This window comes from Allorhizobium borbori (assembly GCF_014196535.1).
Classification (GTDB): Bacteria; Pseudomonadota; Alphaproteobacteria; order Rhizobiales; family Rhizobiaceae; genus Ectorhizobium; species Ectorhizobium borbori.
This window is the reverse complement of record NZ_JACIDU010000018.1, coordinates 68,583-84,506: the sequence shown is the minus strand read 5'-3', so window position 1 is coordinate 84,506 and position 15,924 is coordinate 68,583. Positions and strand designations below refer to the sequence as shown.

The window sequence follows — 15,924 nt, the reverse complement described above, 5'->3', positions numbered from 1 at the left end:
TTTACTGAAACGCGGTATCTTGTGTGTTGACCTAAGTTGGCGTACTCGAAACCGAGAGACCTATGGTCGATTAACGAGCCCCCTTGATGGCGCTGCGTTCCAGTGCCACACACCTCATGATTGTTGGGATTGCGATGAACCTTTACTCTGATTATCTGGCTGAGATCACAAGCAGAAAAGATCAAGGGCTCGCCCCGAAGCCTATCGATGATGGCGCCCTCGTTGGCGAACTTATCGAGATCATTCAGGATGCAGGCAGCGAACACCGCGCCGATGCGCTGAACTTCTTCATCTACAACACGCTGCCCGGCACCACGAGCGCCGCCGGCGTGAAGGCCGCCTTCCTCAAGAAGATCGTTCTGGGCGAAGTGACCGTTGCCGAAATTACCCCGGACTTCGCTCTGGAACTCCTGTCCCACATGAAGGGCGGCCCTTCGGTTGAAGTGCTTCTCGACCTGGCCCTCGGCGCCAACGCCGAAATCGCAGCAAAGGCCGGTGACGTGCTGAAGACGCAGGTCTTCCTTTACGACGCTGACATGTTCCGCCTGCGCGACGCCTACAAGGCCGGCAATGCCGTGGCCAAGGACATTCTCGAAAGCTATGCCAAGGCCGAGTTCTTCACCAAGCTTCCGGACGTGGAAGACGAAATCAAGGTCGTGACCTTCATCGCCGCCGAAGGCGATATCTCGACCGACCTTCTTTCGCCGGGCAACCAGGCGCATTCGCGCTCTGACCGCGAACTGCACGGCCAGTGCATGATCTCGCCGGCAGCACAGCAGGAAATCGTGGCGCTGAAGGCCAAGCATCCCGACAAGCGGGTGATGATGATCGCCGAAAAGGGCACGATGGGCGTTGGCTCCTCGCGTATGTCCGGCGTGAACAACGTGGCGCTGTGGACCGGCAAGCAGTCCAGCCCCTATGTGCCCTTCGTCAACTACGCTCCGGTCGTCGCCGGCACGAACGGCATTTCGCCGATCTTCGCGACCACCGTCGACGTGACCGGCGGCATCGGCATCAACCTGAAGAACTGGACCAAGAAGACCGGCGAGGACGGCAAGCCGATCCTCAACAACGACGGCAACCCGGTCCTTGAGCAGAAATTCTCGGTCGAAACCGGTACGGTTCTCAAGATCGATGTGAAGAACAAGAAGCTTTGCGACGAGACCGGCAAGGAACTGGTCGATGTGGCCGCCGCCTTCACGCCCCAGAAGATGGAGTTCATGAAGGCCGGCAGCTCCTATGCCATCGTGTTCGGCAAGAAGCTCCAGACGTTCGCAGCCGAAACGCTTGGCGTCGAAGCCACGCCGGTCTTCGCACCGAACAAGGAAATCTCCATCGAAGGTCAGGGCCTCACCGCCGTTGAAAAGATCTTCAACCGCAACGCCGTCGGCGTCACTCCGGGCAAGGTTCTCCATGCCGGCTCCGACGTTCGCGTCAAGGTGAACATCGTCGGCTCGCAGGACACCACCGGCCTGATGACCGCACAGGAACTGGAAGCCATGGCGGCTACCGTGATTTCGCCGCTCGTTGACGGCGCTTATCAGTCGGGCTGTCACACGGCTTCCGTCTGGGACAAGAAGGCCCAGGCGAACATTCCGAAGCTCATGTCCTTCATGAACAACTTCGGCCTCATCACCGCCCGCGACCCGAAGGGCGTCTACCACTCGATGACGGACGTGATCCACAAGGTGCTGAACGACATCACCGTGGATGACTGGGCCATCATCATCGGCGGCGACAGCCACACCCGCATGTCCAAGGGCGTTGCGTTCGGCGCCGACTCCGGCACCGTTGCTCTGGCGCTTGCCACCGGCGAAGCCACCATGCCCGTCCCGCAGTCGGTCAAGGTTACCTTCAAGGGCGCCATGAAGCCCTACATGGACTTCCGCGATGTGGTTCACGCCACGCAGGCCCAGATGCTGAAGCAGCACGGCGACAACGTGTTCCAGGGTCGTGTCATCGAGGTTCACATCGGTACGCTGCTGGCCGACCAGGCCTTCACCTTCACCGACTGGACCGCAGAAATGAAGGCCAAGGCCTCCATCTGCATCTCGCAGGACGAGACGCTGATCGAATCGCTGGAAATCGCCAAGTCGCGTATCCAGATCATGATCGACAAGGGCATGGACAATGCCGCGCAGACGCTCAAGGGCCTCATCGCCAAGGCTGACAAGCGCATTGCCGAAATCCGCTCCGGTGAAAAGCCGGCTCTGGCCCCTGACGACAACGCGAAGTACTTCGCCGAAGTCGTCGTGGATCTCGACCTGATCGACGAGCCGATGATCGCCGACCCGGACGTCAACAATGCCGACGTTTCCAAGCGCTACACGCACGACACGATCCGCCCGGTTTCCTACTATGGCGCCGCCAAGAAGGTTGACCTCGGCTTCGTCGGTTCGTGCATGGTGCACAAGGGCGACATCAAGATCGTTGCGCAGATGCTGAAGAACATCGAAGCCAACGAAGGCAAGGTCCAGTTCAAGGCCCCTCTCGTCGTCGCGGCTCCGACCTACAACATCATCGACGAACTGAAGGCCGAAGGCGACTGGGAAATCCTCCAGAAGTATTCCGGCTTCGAATTCGATGACGTGAAGCCGAAGACGACCAACCGTACCGAGTACGAGAACATTCTCTATCTCGAGCGTCCGGGCTGCAATCTCTGCATGGGCAACCAGGAAAAGGCCGAAAAGGGCGACACGGTTCTCGCAACCTCGACCCGTCTCTTCCAGGGCCGCGTCGTGGAAGACTCCGGTGAGAAGAAGGGCGAATCCCTGCTGGCATCGACCCCGGTCGTGGTTCTGTCGGCCATCCTTGGCCGCACCCCCAGCATGGACGAGTATCTGTCTGCCGTCGACGGGATCGACCTGACGAAGTTCGCTCCGCCGAAGACCCCGGCGACTTCCATGTCCGCCCATTACTGAGGTTCCGTCCTCGAAGGATCATGATCCGGAAAATCGCTTTTCCGGATCATGGCCAAAAAAGACACCATTGAGAAAGCCCGGTATCCTGCCCCGCCTCAGGGGATGGATGCCGGGCTTTTCTGTTGCCAGATGGCAACCGCCGGTACGCTGATCAGGTAAAGGCTGGGGTACCGTCAGGCTTGCGAAACGCGAATGCCGTTCAGCGATCGGACATCATGCGGCGGCCTTAATCTTCGCCGCTTTCGCGCCGTCCGATGCGGGCAAGAAGCATGACCGGCAAGGTGCCGACCAGAACGATGGCAAGGGCGGCCACAGCCGCTTCCTCATAGGTGCCGCGCGCCGCCTCGCCATAGAGATGGGTGGCGAGGGTCTCGAAGTTCAGCGGACGCAGCAGAAGCGTTGCGGGCAGTTCCTTCATGCAATCCACGAAAACGAGAAGGCCGGCGGCAGCCAGCGCGGTCTTGGACAGCGGCAAATGCACGGCGCGGAAAGTGCCGCCCACCGTGCGCCCCAGGCTGCGCGCAGCCTGATCGAAGGAGCGCGGAATGCGGCTGTAGCCGGACTCGATCGACCCCGCAGCAATCGCCAGAAAGCGCGCGACATACGCATAGCCAAGCGCAGCCCCCGAACCAATCAGCAGCAGTCCGGTCGGCACGCCGAAGAGCATTTGCGACACGCGATCGATCAACCCGTCAAGGGCTGCGACCGGAATGAGAATGCCGATCGCCAGCACCGTGCCGGGCATGGCGTAACCCAGCGTCGAAAGCCGCTGGAAAAGCGCGGTGGCGCGGCCCGGTAGAGCCCGGGCGGCGTAGGCGACCACTGTGCCGAATACGAGCACGGCAAGCGTGGCTGCACCTGCAAACAGGATGGTATTCAGCGTTTCGCCGTAAAGGCGCGGCGAAATGCCGTTCACTTTCATGCGCTTTGCCGCTTCCACCGTCAGATAGGTGGCGGGTGCGACGAAGCCGATGAGAACGGGAATGATCCCGACCGCAAAAGCGGCGACACCCGCTATGGGACCGAGATGCTGCGGCGTGAAACGGCGCGCGCGCTGGGCAGTCGCAAAATAGCGCTGGCGACGGCGGGCGTACCGTTCCATGGCCAGGAGCACGATCACGACGGCAAGCATGGCGAGCGCAATCTGCGCCGCGCCGGCCAGATCGCCACGCGTAACCCACGTCGTGTAGACGGAAATGGTCAGTGTTCTGACGCCGAGGAATTCGGACGCACCGATGTCATTCAGCGTCTCCATCAGCGCCAGACTGACGCCGACGGCGATTGCGGGCCGCGCGAGCGGCAGCGCCACGCGCCAGAACACTGCGCTGCGGCGAACCCCGAGCGTGCGCGACACTTCCACCAGATTAGCGGCCTGCGTCAGAAACATCGCCCGTGTGGTAATGTAGACATAGGGGTAGAGCACAAAGCCGAGCAAAAGGATGCAGCCGGCCATGGAACGAACATCCGGCAGGCGGAATTCACGCGGGCTGGAATAGCCGAGCAACGCGCGGATGGTCCCCTGCACCGGGCCGACCGGATGCAGGATGTCGAGATAGGCATAGGCGATGATGTAGGTTGGCACCGCCAGAGGCAGAAGCAGCGCCCATTCGAGAATTCGCCGGCCGGGGAAGGCATAGGCCGTGACCAGCCAGGCGGCGGATGTGCCGAGCGCCATGACGAGAAGCCCGACGCCCGCCAGCAGGATCGCCGTATCCACCACCGCCTGCGTCAGCACATTGGCGAGAAGATGAGCCCAGAGCCCCTGCGAAGGACCGAACGCCTCCCAACCGAGCGCCAGTGCCGGCGCAAGCACCGCGATGGCGACAAACGCTGCTGAAAAACGCCAGAACCGCCCGGAGAGGCTGCGGGCGGTCAGAGAAACAGGCTTCTGCGTTTCAGCGGTCGCTGTCATTCGTTTTCCGGAAGATGCCACCGGTTGACGGCACCTCGATACCGGTCCGGTGCTTAGTTGTCGAAGCCGACCTTTTCGGCCAGCTCGCTGGCCTGCTTGCGGAACTTGACGATTTCAGCAAGCGGCACGCGGTCGATCTTCAGTTCGCCGAAGGAGGCGATGATCGGATCGATGGGTGCGCCGGCCTTGACCGGGTATTCATAGTTGGCTTCGGCGTAAAGCTTCTGGGCCTCTGCGGAAACAAGGTATTCGAGCAGCTTGACGGCTTCGGCCTTGTTCGGCGCGTTTTTGGCGAGAGCCGCACCGGAAATGTTCACCTGCGTGCCGCCATCCTTGAACGTGGGCAGGATCACCTTGATGGCCTCACCCCACTTCACCTGCTCTTCGCCGCCCTTGCCCGAGCGCATCAGGCCGACATAGTAGGAGTTGGCGATGCCGATATCGCAAATGCCGCCGAGAATGTCCTTGGCAACATCACGGTCACCACCGCCGGCCTTGCGGGCGAGGTTGGCCTTGACGCCAGCCAGCCAGGCTTCGGCCTGTTCAGCGCCGTGATGGGCTATGTAATCGGCAAACAGCGCGGTGTTGTAGGGATGCTGGCCCGAACGGATGCAAACCTTGCCCTTCCACTTGGGATCGGCCAGATCCTCGTAGTTGAAAGCGGTCAGATCGACGTCCTTGGCAGCGTAGAGAACGCGGGCGCGGGAAGACAGGGCGACCCAGTTGCCTGCGGGATCACGCAATTCCGCCGGAACCGAGGCGGTCAGTGCTTCAGAAGCGATGGGCTGGGTGACGCCTTTGTCAACGAGATCGACCAGATTACCGGCATCGACGGTCATCAGGATATCGGCGGGCGAGCTGGCGCCCTCGGAAGCGACGCGCTCTGCCAGACCATCCTTGAGAAACACGGTGTTGATCTTGGTGCCGGTCTTGGCCGTATAGGCGTCAAGGAGCGGCTGGACGAGGCCCGGCTCACGCGTCGTGTAGATGTTGATCTCGGCGGCCGAGGCCTCGAGGGCCAGAGAGAAAACGCCGGCTGCAGCGGCGAGGCCGAGGGTCAGATGCTTCGTCATGGGTGTTCTCCCTGAATATCGTTGTGCCGGCGGTCGCGCCCATGCGAACCGTTACGGTCCGCCGCATTCAACATACATGACTAATATAGTCAACTTACGAATCGCATTTGGTATCCGCATGCGGGAAGATTAGCGTTGCGCCTGGGTTCACAATGATGTGAACCCAATCTCCAATTGCCCCGTGGGGACGATCCGACGCGTAAAGCTTCAGGGTTTCGGCAACGCCATTGACCGCGAGCGTGAACTGTTCGCGCTCACCCATAAAGGCGCGGTTGACGATGCGCGCCTCGACGCCCTCCCCTTGCGGAGCGAAGGACAGCGCCTGGGGACGGATGAAGAGAACGACACGATCTCCCTCACGACTGCCGGCCGGCGCCGGATAGGTGCCGAGCGGCGTTTCGATGCGGCCCTGCCGGCAGAGGCCTTCCACACGGCTGCCGGGCGACAGGAACTCGGCGGCATAGAGCGAAACCGGACGGTCATAGATATCGTAACCCGTGCCGGCCTGCACGATGCGCCCCTTGCGCATCAGCGCGACGCGGTCGCCCGCAGATAGCGCTTCCTCCGGATCGTGCGTCACCATGATGGCCGTGGTGCCAAGCGCACGCAGATGCGCCAGCGTTTCCACCCGCAAGGCTTCACGCAAGCCCCTGTCAAGATTGGAGAAAGGCTCATCCATCAGCAGCACCACCGGGCGCGGCGCAAGCGCGCGGGCGAGCGCCACCCGTTGCTGCTCGCCACCGGAAAGCGTATGCGGAAACCGACCGGCCAACGCGCCAATGCCGACGCGCTCGATGACCTCGGCAACGCGGGCGCGGGCGTCGGCACGCGGCAAGGCTTTGAGGCCAAAGCCGATATTGGCCTCTACCGTCAGGTGCGGAAACAGCGCGTAATCTTGAAACATGAAGCCGACATTACGCTCTTCCGGTTCAACAAAGCGGCCAGGGCCCGCCACTTCCGCACCGTTGAGCAGGATGCGCCCTTCATCCGGTTGATCGACGCCGGCAATCAGCCGCAGAAGCGAAGACTTGCCGCAGCCGGAGCGACCGACGAGGCACACGACTTCGCCGGCATCCAGCGCCAGCGAGACACCGGACAGGGCAGCGGTGTCTCCAAACCGCCGGCCGATGTTCTCAAGCGCCAATGCGGGCGGGTCGTCGGGTCCTGCCATGGCGTGTTTTCTCCGTCCGGTCATTCTTTTGCCATCGCTCCTACACAAACATAGGCTCCCTAACAATGGCTCTTTGTCCTGCGGAACCCGACAGTGGTTTCTCACCCCTATGCGTTTGGGTGTCAGAAACCGGGACAACCGCTTAACCCGAGCTTAACCCGCACCCTTAAATCTTGCGGGACGTCAAATTTTGAAAGTTTCGCCCCGTGCATTCCACACCCGCCGTTGCCTGGAACCTCTCGCTGGAAGAGGCCGTCGATCTGGCCTCGTTACCCAGGCGCAGACATTTCACCAGCCACCCGTTCGTCGATCGGCTGCGCGCGGCGGTGCCGTTCGATCATATAGCAATCAGCGGACTTGACTTCGACAACTACCGGCATGGGTCCGGCGCCTCCATCGATACCGACGTGCCACCTGCGTTTCTCGACGCTTATTATGGCGACGGCATGTTGCGTCATGATCCTTTTGTCGTCGCCTCACAAAAGGCACGCGCGCCGCTGTCGGAGGAGGAAGTCTACCTCCATACACCGCCGCCACAGCGGCTCCGCTATCTGAAGGATACATTCGGGGTCCATAACCGCACGCTGTTTCCGCTTCTTCGCGGCGACGTGCTTTATAGCGCCATCACCTTTTCCCGCTCCAAGCCTTTTGCCGCCGAGGAAATCGAGTTCCTGCGGGAAGCGGCCACCGCCGTCTATTCCGCCGTAACCCGTCCGATCCTCGACAAGTTTCAGGCGCAATCGCTCAGGCTCTCGGAAGGGGAAATCATCTGCCTCAGGCTGTCCAGCCGCGGCCGCACCAGCGAGGCGATCGCAGCCGAAAGCGGTTATGCGGTCGATACCGTCAACACCTACATCAAGACCGCCATCAAGAAGCTCGGCGCTTCAAACCGGGTTCATGGCGTCGCCGAGGCCATTCGACGCCGCCTTATAGACTAACGTCCCACACAAATACGCTGCCAAACCACACAATGGCGCAAATTGTAACTAATCGCTTCACGTCACCTAAAGATGTGAACGCCAGAATTGGGAGTGTAGGGACATGACGACCCGTTTTCAGCACCCCCAATAGCGACAGGCCTCAATTTCGGCGTATGACGCCGGTGGGGCCTGTCGCACCAGAGAACCGGCATGAAACGAAGCGTCAGAAACAGGGCCTATCGCGAAGCGGCCGTCTTCATCATCATCTTCGTGGGCCTGTTCATGGCGTCCATCGCATATGATGCGCATGAGAGGCTGGACGCCATCTTCCGCTCCTACGAGAACATACATATCGATGAAATGCTGACCGGACTGTGCGTGGCCGGCCTCTTGGGCGTGATCTATGCCGCCTTGCGTATCCGCGACCTTTCCACGGAAATCGAACAGCGCATGCAGGCGGAAAAGCGGGTGGAGTGGATTGCCTGCCACGATCCGCTGACAGAACTTGCCAACCGGCGCATGCTGGAATCGCGCCTGACCGAACGGAACAAAACCGCGGGAGAGAACGGACAGTACGCCATCTACTCGCTGGACCTGCGCGGCTTCAAACGCGTCAACGATCTGTTTGGACAGGATGGCGGCAACCAGGTTCTCAAGACCGTTGCCAAACGGCTGAACGATGTCTTTCCCGATGACGAAATCTATCGCCTGGGCGATGACGAGTTCGTTGTCATCGCCGCGCGTCGCGGTGCCAGCGATCCGCTGGGAACCGGAGCACGCCTTCTGCGATACCTATGTCGGCCGATGCATCTCAGCGGCATGACGGCCGACATTGGCGCCTGTGTCGGCATCGCCCTTATGCCTGAAGACGCCACGGACATGCGAACGGCCATGAACCAGGCCGATTGCGCAATGTATGCGGCCAAGAAGGCGCGGCGCAACACCCTCGCCCGTTTCGACGCCGCCATGGAGATGGAAGCCGTCCGGCGCGCCACGATGGAAACGGAGCTGCGCAGGGCCATCCGGGCCCGGTCGATCGTCCCCCACTATCAACCGCTGATCGATCTCAGAAGCAACGAAATCGTCGCCTTCGAGGCGCTCGCCCGCTGGCAGACATCGCCCGGCCAGTATGTTTCACCGGCCGAATTCATTCCGCTGGCCGAGGAGGCGGGACTGATCGTGGAACTGACCGACCAGCTTCTGCGGCAAGCCTGCGCCGATGCCGTTCGCTGGCCGGAAAGCATTTCGCTATCCTTCAATATTTCACCTACACAGCTTTCCGATCCGCTACTTGGCCTGCGGATTATCCGCGCCCTCAACGAAAGCGGCCTTTCGCCCCGACGGCTTGAGGTGGAGGTCACCGAAAGTGCACTCATCAACGACACCAAGACCGCTCGCCGCATCCTCGACGACCTGACCGCCGCCGGCATTCGCATTGCACTGGACGACTTCGGCACCGGCTATTCCAGCCTTTCACAGCTCACCCACTTCCATTTCGACAAGATCAAGATCGACCGCAGCTTCATTCGCTCCGGCGATGACAGCGAGCGGCAGGACAAGGTCGTGCGCGCCATCATCGCCCTGGGCCTGGGTCTCGGCATCAAGATCACCGCCGAAGGTATCGAAAGCGAAAGCCAGTTGCGCTGGCTGGCGGATCTGGGCTGCGATATCGGCCAGGGCTACTTCCTCGGCTATCCCGCCGATGCACGGCAGGCGGCGGCACTATGCCTGCATGAAGCCCGTCGCGGCTTGCTCAACTGAGCGTCAAAAGACAGGGGCATCGCCCGGCCTTTGCGCAGTGTGGTGAATTTTTATTCCATCTGCGCCTTCACATTGAGCAATGTATAAAACCTCGTTCCGATCCACCCAAGAAACACCCCTTCAAAATAAGGAAAAGCCGCGCAAAATCAGCGAAAAGTTGGAATAATTTTGCGCTGCGCCGACTTGACGGACGCCGCGAACATCGCAACACTTCAGAGCGTGAACAACGACTGGAGCACTGCCATGACCAGCTTGCTTTCGTTCGACAATATCGCTGCCTTCTTTCGGGAAATGATCGAGGCGCAATTGAAACCGCTTCCGGGTGCGGCCGACAGACAGTTCCTTGAGGGCGAGTCAGACGAGGATCGCATTTCTGAACGCGAAGCCGAGTATTTTTATTGGGGTCTTTTCCCGGTCTACTGACCACGAAACCAGTTGACCACATCCTGGCGGGACAGGTTGTCTGCCAGGCAACGTCTGGACATTTCGCGCACTCCCGCCGCTTCGGGGAGCCAAAACTGCTTCGCACTTTTGTCGAAAATGCACTAGCATCGCGCTCCGGCCAAAAGGCATGAACAGGGAGATGCGATCATGACGGACCAGAAAGTAGCGATTGTTACGGCAGGCGGCAGCGGCATGGGGGCGGCAGCGGCGCGCCGTCTGGCTGCCGACGGTTTCAAGGTCGCCATCCTCTCCTCTTCCGGCAAGGGCGAAGCGCTTGCCGCTTCTCTCGGTGGCATTGGCGTGACCGGCTCCAACCAGTCGAACGAGGATCTGGCGCGTCTCGTCGACGAAACGCTTGCGGCCTTCGGGCGGATCGACGTTCTGGTCAATTCGGCCGGTCACGGCCCGCGGGCGCCGATCCTCGACATTACCGACGAGGAGTGGATGAAGGGCATGGAAACCTATTTCCTCAACGTCGTTCGCCCGACCCGTCTGGTGACACCGCACATGCAGAAGCAGAAATCCGGAGCGATCATCAACATTTCCACGGCCTGGGTGTTCGAGCCTTCGCCGATGTTCCCGACGTCGGCCGTTTTCCGGGCCGGACTGGCGAGCTTCACCAAGCTGTTTGCCGATACCTACGGGCCGGAGAACATCCGCATGAACAATGTTCTGCCAGGCTGGATCGACAGCCTGCCGGCCACGGAAGAGCGCCGCCATTCCGTGCCGATGGGCCGTTATGGCAAGGCGGAGGAAATCGCGGCAACGATTTCCTTCCTGGCATCGGAGGGCGCGGCCTATATCACCGGACAGAACATCCGGGTCGATGGTGGGCTGATGCGCTCCGTCTGAGGCTCACGGCTTTGGCATGAGGACGCCGATGAGCTCAACATCGCTCTTGCCGGCCCTGGCCTGAACGTCCGAAAGCACCGCATCAGGCGCGGCGGTATAACCCGCCGCGTTCAGCCTCGCCGTCAGCGCTTCCGGCGTTTCACCGACAAGCGGCGCAATGTCCGAGACCTTGTTGTCGAGAATCCGGTGCAGGAAGACAAGTTGCGGCGGACCGCCGGCACCGCTGCCGGCGGGCAGGAAGAAAGCCCCGGCGGCGACCAGCGAAAGAACCAGCGCGATCGCCATCGGCAGATGCCTGAAATAGGACACAAGCGGTCGCCAGTTGCGCCAAAGATGCAGGATGAAGGGCAGGATCAGTACCATGCTGAGCCATTCATGCATGCCCTTGAATGCACCACCTCCGAGATGAAAGAAGATCAGCACTCCGGACACGAGCGAGACCATGAAAAGCCCGGTGGTGAAGGGTGTGGCGTAACGAAGGAGAAGCGCTTTCATGGATGGATCCTGCATGAACGGAATGATCCCTTCATGCACGCCCACACGGCATCGCTCCAGTTAATTTCCCGTAATAATTGCAGATCGGCAAATTCCCCCGCCACGTCTCTTTCCCACACGCCTCCAATCCTGTCTTGGGACCGGGAGAGGCCTCGTCTGACGCCGGCGATTTAACTCTGATGAAGTAGATTTCATTAACAGGTAATCAAGGGTTCATTGCTATAAATCGGTCGACCTGAAATGATTTCAGTTACTTACTCCACAATGTCCAGAGCCCGTTGCATCGCCCTCTCGCCCGGGGACGTTTTGCCGTGGCGTTCGCACGTTACCCCAACCGGCCGCAGATTTCGGTTGGCATGCCGATGGCCGCCTCAGGAGAATTCCATGAAACTTACGATCGCGCGGACGCTTTTTATATTTGCGGTTCTCGTGACTGCCGGGTTGATCGGATCGCTCGTGGTTTCCACCACGACGCTGAACCGCGTAAAGGTGAATGGGCCCATCTTTGCAGAAATCATCGATGGCAAGGATCTGGTGGCCGACATTCTGCCGCCGCCGCTTTATCTGGTGGAAGCCTATATGCTGGCCGGCGAGGCCGCGCTGCATCCCGATCTCGTGAAGGAAAATTCCGAGCGCATCAGCAAGCTCAGGAGTGACTACGAGGCCCGCCGTGATTACTGGAAGACAGGCGATCTGCCGGCGCATCTGAACACCAAGCTTCAGGATGATGTTCTGGCCAAGGGCGATCTCTTCTGGGCCGAAATGACGAACCACTTCCTGCCGGCGCTGCTTGCGAACGACCGCCGCAATATCCATGAAATGCTCGATGCGTTGCAGGACAGATTCCACACCCATGAGAAGGCCGTGGTCGAACTTGTCGCCATGACCGATCAGTATACGCAAGGCCTGCAGGCACGCACCGCGACGACGCTCTTCTGGTCCGAAGCCATCGCCATTGGTGTTTGCGTGGCATCCATCCTTCTGTTCATCGCCGGCATCCTCTACATACGCTTCCGCGCCATTGATGCCGTGACACGCATCACCCAGCACATGAGCACCATGGCCGCCGGCGACCTGGATACAGGCGTGCCCATGACCGGTCGCCGGGACGAAATCGGTGAAATGGCCGCGGCTTTGCAGGTGTTCCGCGATGCCGGGCGGCAGAAGATCCGTCTGGAACAGGTTGCTGAAGCCGAGCGCGCCCTGAGCGAAGCCGAACGTTCGGCCCGTGAAAGCGCAACGCTGCTTCAGGCAGAAAATCTGCAATTCGTGCTTGAAAAGCTCGGGGCCGGCCTGCACCGTCTGGCAGACTGCAACATCCGCATGACCATCGACGAACCCTTCGAAGGTGATTTCGAGCGCCTGCGCCAGGACTTCAATGTGTCGATCGCCACCTTCCAGGCGACGCTGGTACAGGTTCTCGATCAGACCCACCTGCTGCACAATAACGGCCAGGAAATGCGCTCGGCCGCCGATAATCTCGCACGGCGCACCGAACAACAGGCCGCCGCGCTGGAGCAGACCTCGGCCGCACTGGAACAGGTCACCGCCACCGTTCGCAACTCCGCCGACCGCACCATCGAGACGCGCAAGCTGGTGAAGGAGGCGCGCGATTGCGCCGCGCAATCCGGCGATGTGGTGCGCAACGCCATCCAGGCCATGCACCGCATCGAAAAGGCCTCCAGCGAGATCAACCAGATCATCGGCGTGATCGACGAGATTGCCTTCCAGACCAACCTGCTGGCGCTCAATGCCGGCGTGGAGGCCGCCCGCGCGGGAGAGGCCGGCAAGGGATTTGCCGTGGTGGCCACGGAAGTGCGTGAACTGGCCCAGCGTTCAGCCAAGGCCGCCAAGGAAATCAAGGGCCTTATCAACCATTCGACGCATGAGGTCGAACAGGGCGTCGTTCTCGTCGGCGAAACCGGCAAGGCGCTCGGCCAGATCGAAGGCTATGTGGCCTCCATCACCGAAAACGTCGACGCCATCGCCACCGCGGCCTCCGAACAGTCGTCGGGCCTGCATGAAATCAGCGCCGCAGTGAACGAAATCGACCAGATGACGCAGCAGAACGCAGCAATGGTGGAAGAAACGACCGCCATCAGCCATACGCTTGCCGATGGTTCGGCGCTGCTGACAACACTGGTCAGTTCATTCAAGCTCAACCGCCGTTCGGCCATCCGCGAACCGGGACAATCCGCTGCTCACCGTCGCGATAATGGCGGCAGCAAACAGCGACGCGTGGCCTGAGAGGCGCCTCGATAGAAACCGGAAAGAGCGGCGCGAGGCCGCTCTTTTTTGTGCAGGCTCCATATCGGTCAGGCCGCACACAAAGCTGCGGAAAACACCGCCAACATCTTTCGGCCCCTTGCCAGCACAGCCTTCAATATGAGAACATACAAGGAACACACATTCGGCAGGTGACAGTCATCTGTCGTGGAAGACGGATCGGGAAGAGGCATTATTTCATGTACCTGTTGGCTTTCGGTGTCGCCGTTGCCGGGGCGTTGTCCTGGCTTTATGGTTGGCATTATTGGCCCTTCTTCTTCGGTATGGGCCTGCTGGTGCCGGTCATCATCGCGTTTGTCTGGTGGTTTTTCGCCCGCCTTTCCGATAAGGCGCGCGACGCGAATGAGATGCGGCGTTGGCATGCCGCTGGTCTGGAACATCGGGAAGCGCTGTCGCTACGCTATCGGCAGCTTGTCAGCCGCAATCCTTATGGCGGACTGGAGATGAAATCCTGGACCAAGGAACTGGACCGTTTTCGCGCCAGTACCGGCATTGCCGGTGCGCCGGATCGCATTGCGCTCTTTGATGCGGAACTGACGGAACGCGTCAGGGGGTGGGCCGAGGACGCGGACGCAACATCGGCCGGCGGACGTTTTTCCTCCGCCGACCCATACGAATATGAGCGCTGGTGCGCCAGCCAGCTTGCCCGTTGTGGCTGGAAAGCCGAGGCCACCCGGTCGTCCGGCGATCAGGGCGTCGATGTCGTTGCGGTCAAAAACGGCATCAAGGTGGCGCTGCAATGCAAGCTGCACTCCAGCGCCGTCGGCAACAAGGCCATTCAGGAGGTGCATGCCGCCGCCGCCTTCATCGACGCCACCCATGCCGCCGTCGTCGCACCGACGGATTACACCCGCGCCGCCCGCCAGCTTGCCGGCAAGCTCAACGTACTGCTTCTCCATCACGCCCAGCTTGCCGGGTTGGAGAGGATGCTGGCCGGCGCCGACCACGCCGAACAGCCTTCCAGCAACGCATGAGTGCCGCGAACAAGCGCCGCGCTTTCAGAGCCAGCCGCGGCGCTTGAAAAAGTAGAACGGCAGGGCGGCCGAGGCGATCATCAGCAGGACAGCCCAGGGATAACCAAGATGCCATTGCAGTTCCGGCATGGCCTCGAAGTTCATGCCGTAGACCGATGCAACCAGCGTCGGCGGCAAGAAAACGACTGAGGCGACGGTGAAGATCTTGATGATCTGGTTCTGTTCCAGGTTGATCAGTCCGAGCGTCGCATCGAGCAGGAAGTTGACCTTGCCGGACAGGAACGTGGCGTGATCGCCAAGCGAAACCGCATCGCGCTGCAGAAGCTTCACCATCTGGCGCGATTCCTTCGTCGGCTTGCGGCCCGGCCCTTCCAGCGCGCCGTGATAGGTCACAAGGCGTGAGATGGAGACCATGCTTTCGCGAACGCCGCCAAGGAAATCACCCTTCTGTCCAAGTTGCTCGATCAGCGACTGGAGGTCATTGGTCTTCTTCTGGGCGCTGCTGCTCTGCCCGCGAAACACGCTGCGCGAAATCACGTCGATCTCGTTGCCCACGCGCTCCAGAATATCGGCCAGCCGATCGGTCAGCGCTTCGATGAGACCAAGCATGATCGGCTCACCGCTGCTGTAGATCTGGCCGTTACCGGCATGGCGGGCGCGTGCCACGAAAAGATCGAAGGGCCGCGCCACCGCATAGCGCACGGTTACGAGAACCTTGTCCTTGAGGATGAAGGTGATCGGCGTTTTGCCGGGCTCGCCGCCGTCAGTGACGATGAGGGCAGTCAGCGTCATGAAGTTCGCGCCGTTTTCCTGATAGAGGCGGGCCGAAAGCTCGATCTCCTCCATCTCGTCGCGGGTGGGAACGGAAAGGCCAAGTGCGACCTCGACCTGCCGGGCTTCGTCCGGCGTCGGGTTCAGCAGGTCGTACCAGATCACCGGGTTTACGGCTTCGGCCAGCGTTTCCGGCAGGTTTTCACGCAGGACAAGACGATCCGTCTCGCGAACGAACATGCGCAGCATGGGTATGCTCCTTTTGGGCTTATGGCCCGCCCGGAGCAGGATGGATCATCCCTTAACCGGACAGGGCGGCAGACAGCGGTCGAAAACTTCGACTG

At 60.8% G+C, this 15,924-nt stretch carries 12 protein-coding genes; 7 read left to right on the top strand and 5 right to left on the bottom strand.

Annotated elements, in window-relative coordinates; genetic code table 11:
- The first annotated feature begins 134 nt into the window (after positions 1–134).
- Complete coding sequence (locus tag GGQ66_RS18945; RefSeq protein ID WP_183794565.1) at positions 135–2,921, top strand: bifunctional aconitate hydratase 2/2-methylisocitrate dehydratase; 2,787 nt, start codon at positions 135–137, stop codon at positions 2,919–2,921.
- Positions 2,922–3,147: 226 nt separating this feature from the next.
- On the opposite strand, the gene GGQ66_RS18940 is transcribed toward GGQ66_RS18945, so the two are convergent.
- From GGQ66_RS18940 to GGQ66_RS18930, 3 genes are all read right to left on the bottom strand, one after another.
- On the bottom strand, positions 3,148–4,833 hold the full coding sequence (locus tag GGQ66_RS18940; RefSeq protein ID WP_183794563.1) for an ABC transporter permease: 1,686 nt from the start codon (positions 4,831–4,833) through the stop codon (positions 3,148–3,150).
- Between the two features lie 53 nt (positions 4,834–4,886).
- Positions 4,887–5,906, bottom strand: coding sequence for a Fe(3+) ABC transporter substrate-binding protein (locus GGQ66_RS18935; RefSeq protein ID WP_183794561.1), 1,020 nt, complete (start codon positions 5,904–5,906; stop codon positions 4,887–4,889).
- Between the two features lie 94 nt (positions 5,907–6,000).
- Positions 6,001–7,077: an ABC transporter ATP-binding protein gene (locus tag GGQ66_RS18930; protein ID WP_183794559.1), complete on the bottom strand. Its 1,077-nt coding sequence runs from the start codon at positions 7,075–7,077 to the stop codon at positions 6,001–6,003.
- A 206-nt stretch (positions 7,078–7,283) separates the two neighbouring features.
- Here GGQ66_RS18930 and GGQ66_RS18925 point away from each other — a divergent pair, with 206 nt between their 5' ends.
- The 4 genes from GGQ66_RS18925 (at position 7,284) to GGQ66_RS18910 (ending at position 11,054) form a co-directional block, all read left to right on the top strand.
- Positions 7,284–8,015, top strand: a complete 732-nt coding sequence (locus tag GGQ66_RS18925; protein WP_183794557.1) for a helix-turn-helix transcriptional regulator — start codon at positions 7,284–7,286, stop codon at positions 8,013–8,015.
- A gap of 192 nt (positions 8,016–8,207) precedes the next feature.
- A complete protein-coding gene (locus GGQ66_RS18920) occupies positions 8,208–9,758 on the top strand; it encodes a putative bifunctional diguanylate cyclase/phosphodiesterase (protein ID WP_183794556.1) in 1,551 nt (516 codons plus the stop codon).
- Positions 9,759–10,001: 243 nt separating this feature from the next.
- Positions 10,002–10,181, top strand: coding sequence for a hypothetical protein (locus GGQ66_RS18915; RefSeq protein ID WP_183794554.1), 180 nt, complete (start codon positions 10,002–10,004; stop codon positions 10,179–10,181).
- Positions 10,182–10,349: 168 nt separating this feature from the next.
- The gene (locus tag GGQ66_RS18910) at positions 10,350–11,054 is read left to right on the top strand and encodes an SDR family oxidoreductase (protein WP_183794552.1); all 705 of its coding nucleotides are present in this window, start codon (positions 10,350–10,352) and stop codon (positions 11,052–11,054) included.
- A 3-nt stretch (positions 11,055–11,057) separates the two neighbouring features.
- On the opposite strand, the gene GGQ66_RS18905 is transcribed toward GGQ66_RS18910, so the two are convergent.
- Positions 11,058–11,549 carry a DUF4405 domain-containing protein gene (locus tag GGQ66_RS18905; protein WP_183794550.1) on the bottom strand — a complete coding sequence of 164 codons (492 nt, stop codon included), beginning with the start codon at positions 11,547–11,549 and terminating at the stop codon, positions 11,058–11,060.
- A 384-nt stretch (positions 11,550–11,933) separates the two neighbouring features.
- On the opposite strand from GGQ66_RS18905, the gene GGQ66_RS18900 reads away from it, so the two are divergent.
- Both GGQ66_RS18900 and GGQ66_RS18895 read left to right on the top strand, forming a co-directional pair.
- On the top strand, positions 11,934–13,796 hold the full coding sequence (locus GGQ66_RS18900) for a methyl-accepting chemotaxis protein (protein ID WP_183794548.1): 1,863 nt from the start codon (positions 11,934–11,936) through the stop codon (positions 13,794–13,796).
- A gap of 218 nt (positions 13,797–14,014) precedes the next feature.
- Entirely contained in the window at positions 14,015–14,809 is a 795-nt protein-coding gene (locus GGQ66_RS18895) for a restriction endonuclease (protein WP_183794546.1), read from the top strand.
- 24 nt (positions 14,810–14,833) lie between these two features.
- On the opposite strand, the gene GGQ66_RS18890 is transcribed toward GGQ66_RS18895, so the two are convergent.
- On the bottom strand, positions 14,834–15,829 hold the full coding sequence (locus tag GGQ66_RS18890) for a magnesium transporter CorA family protein (protein WP_183794544.1): 996 nt from the start codon (positions 15,827–15,829) through the stop codon (positions 14,834–14,836).
- Positions 15,830–15,924: the final 95 nt, after the last annotated feature.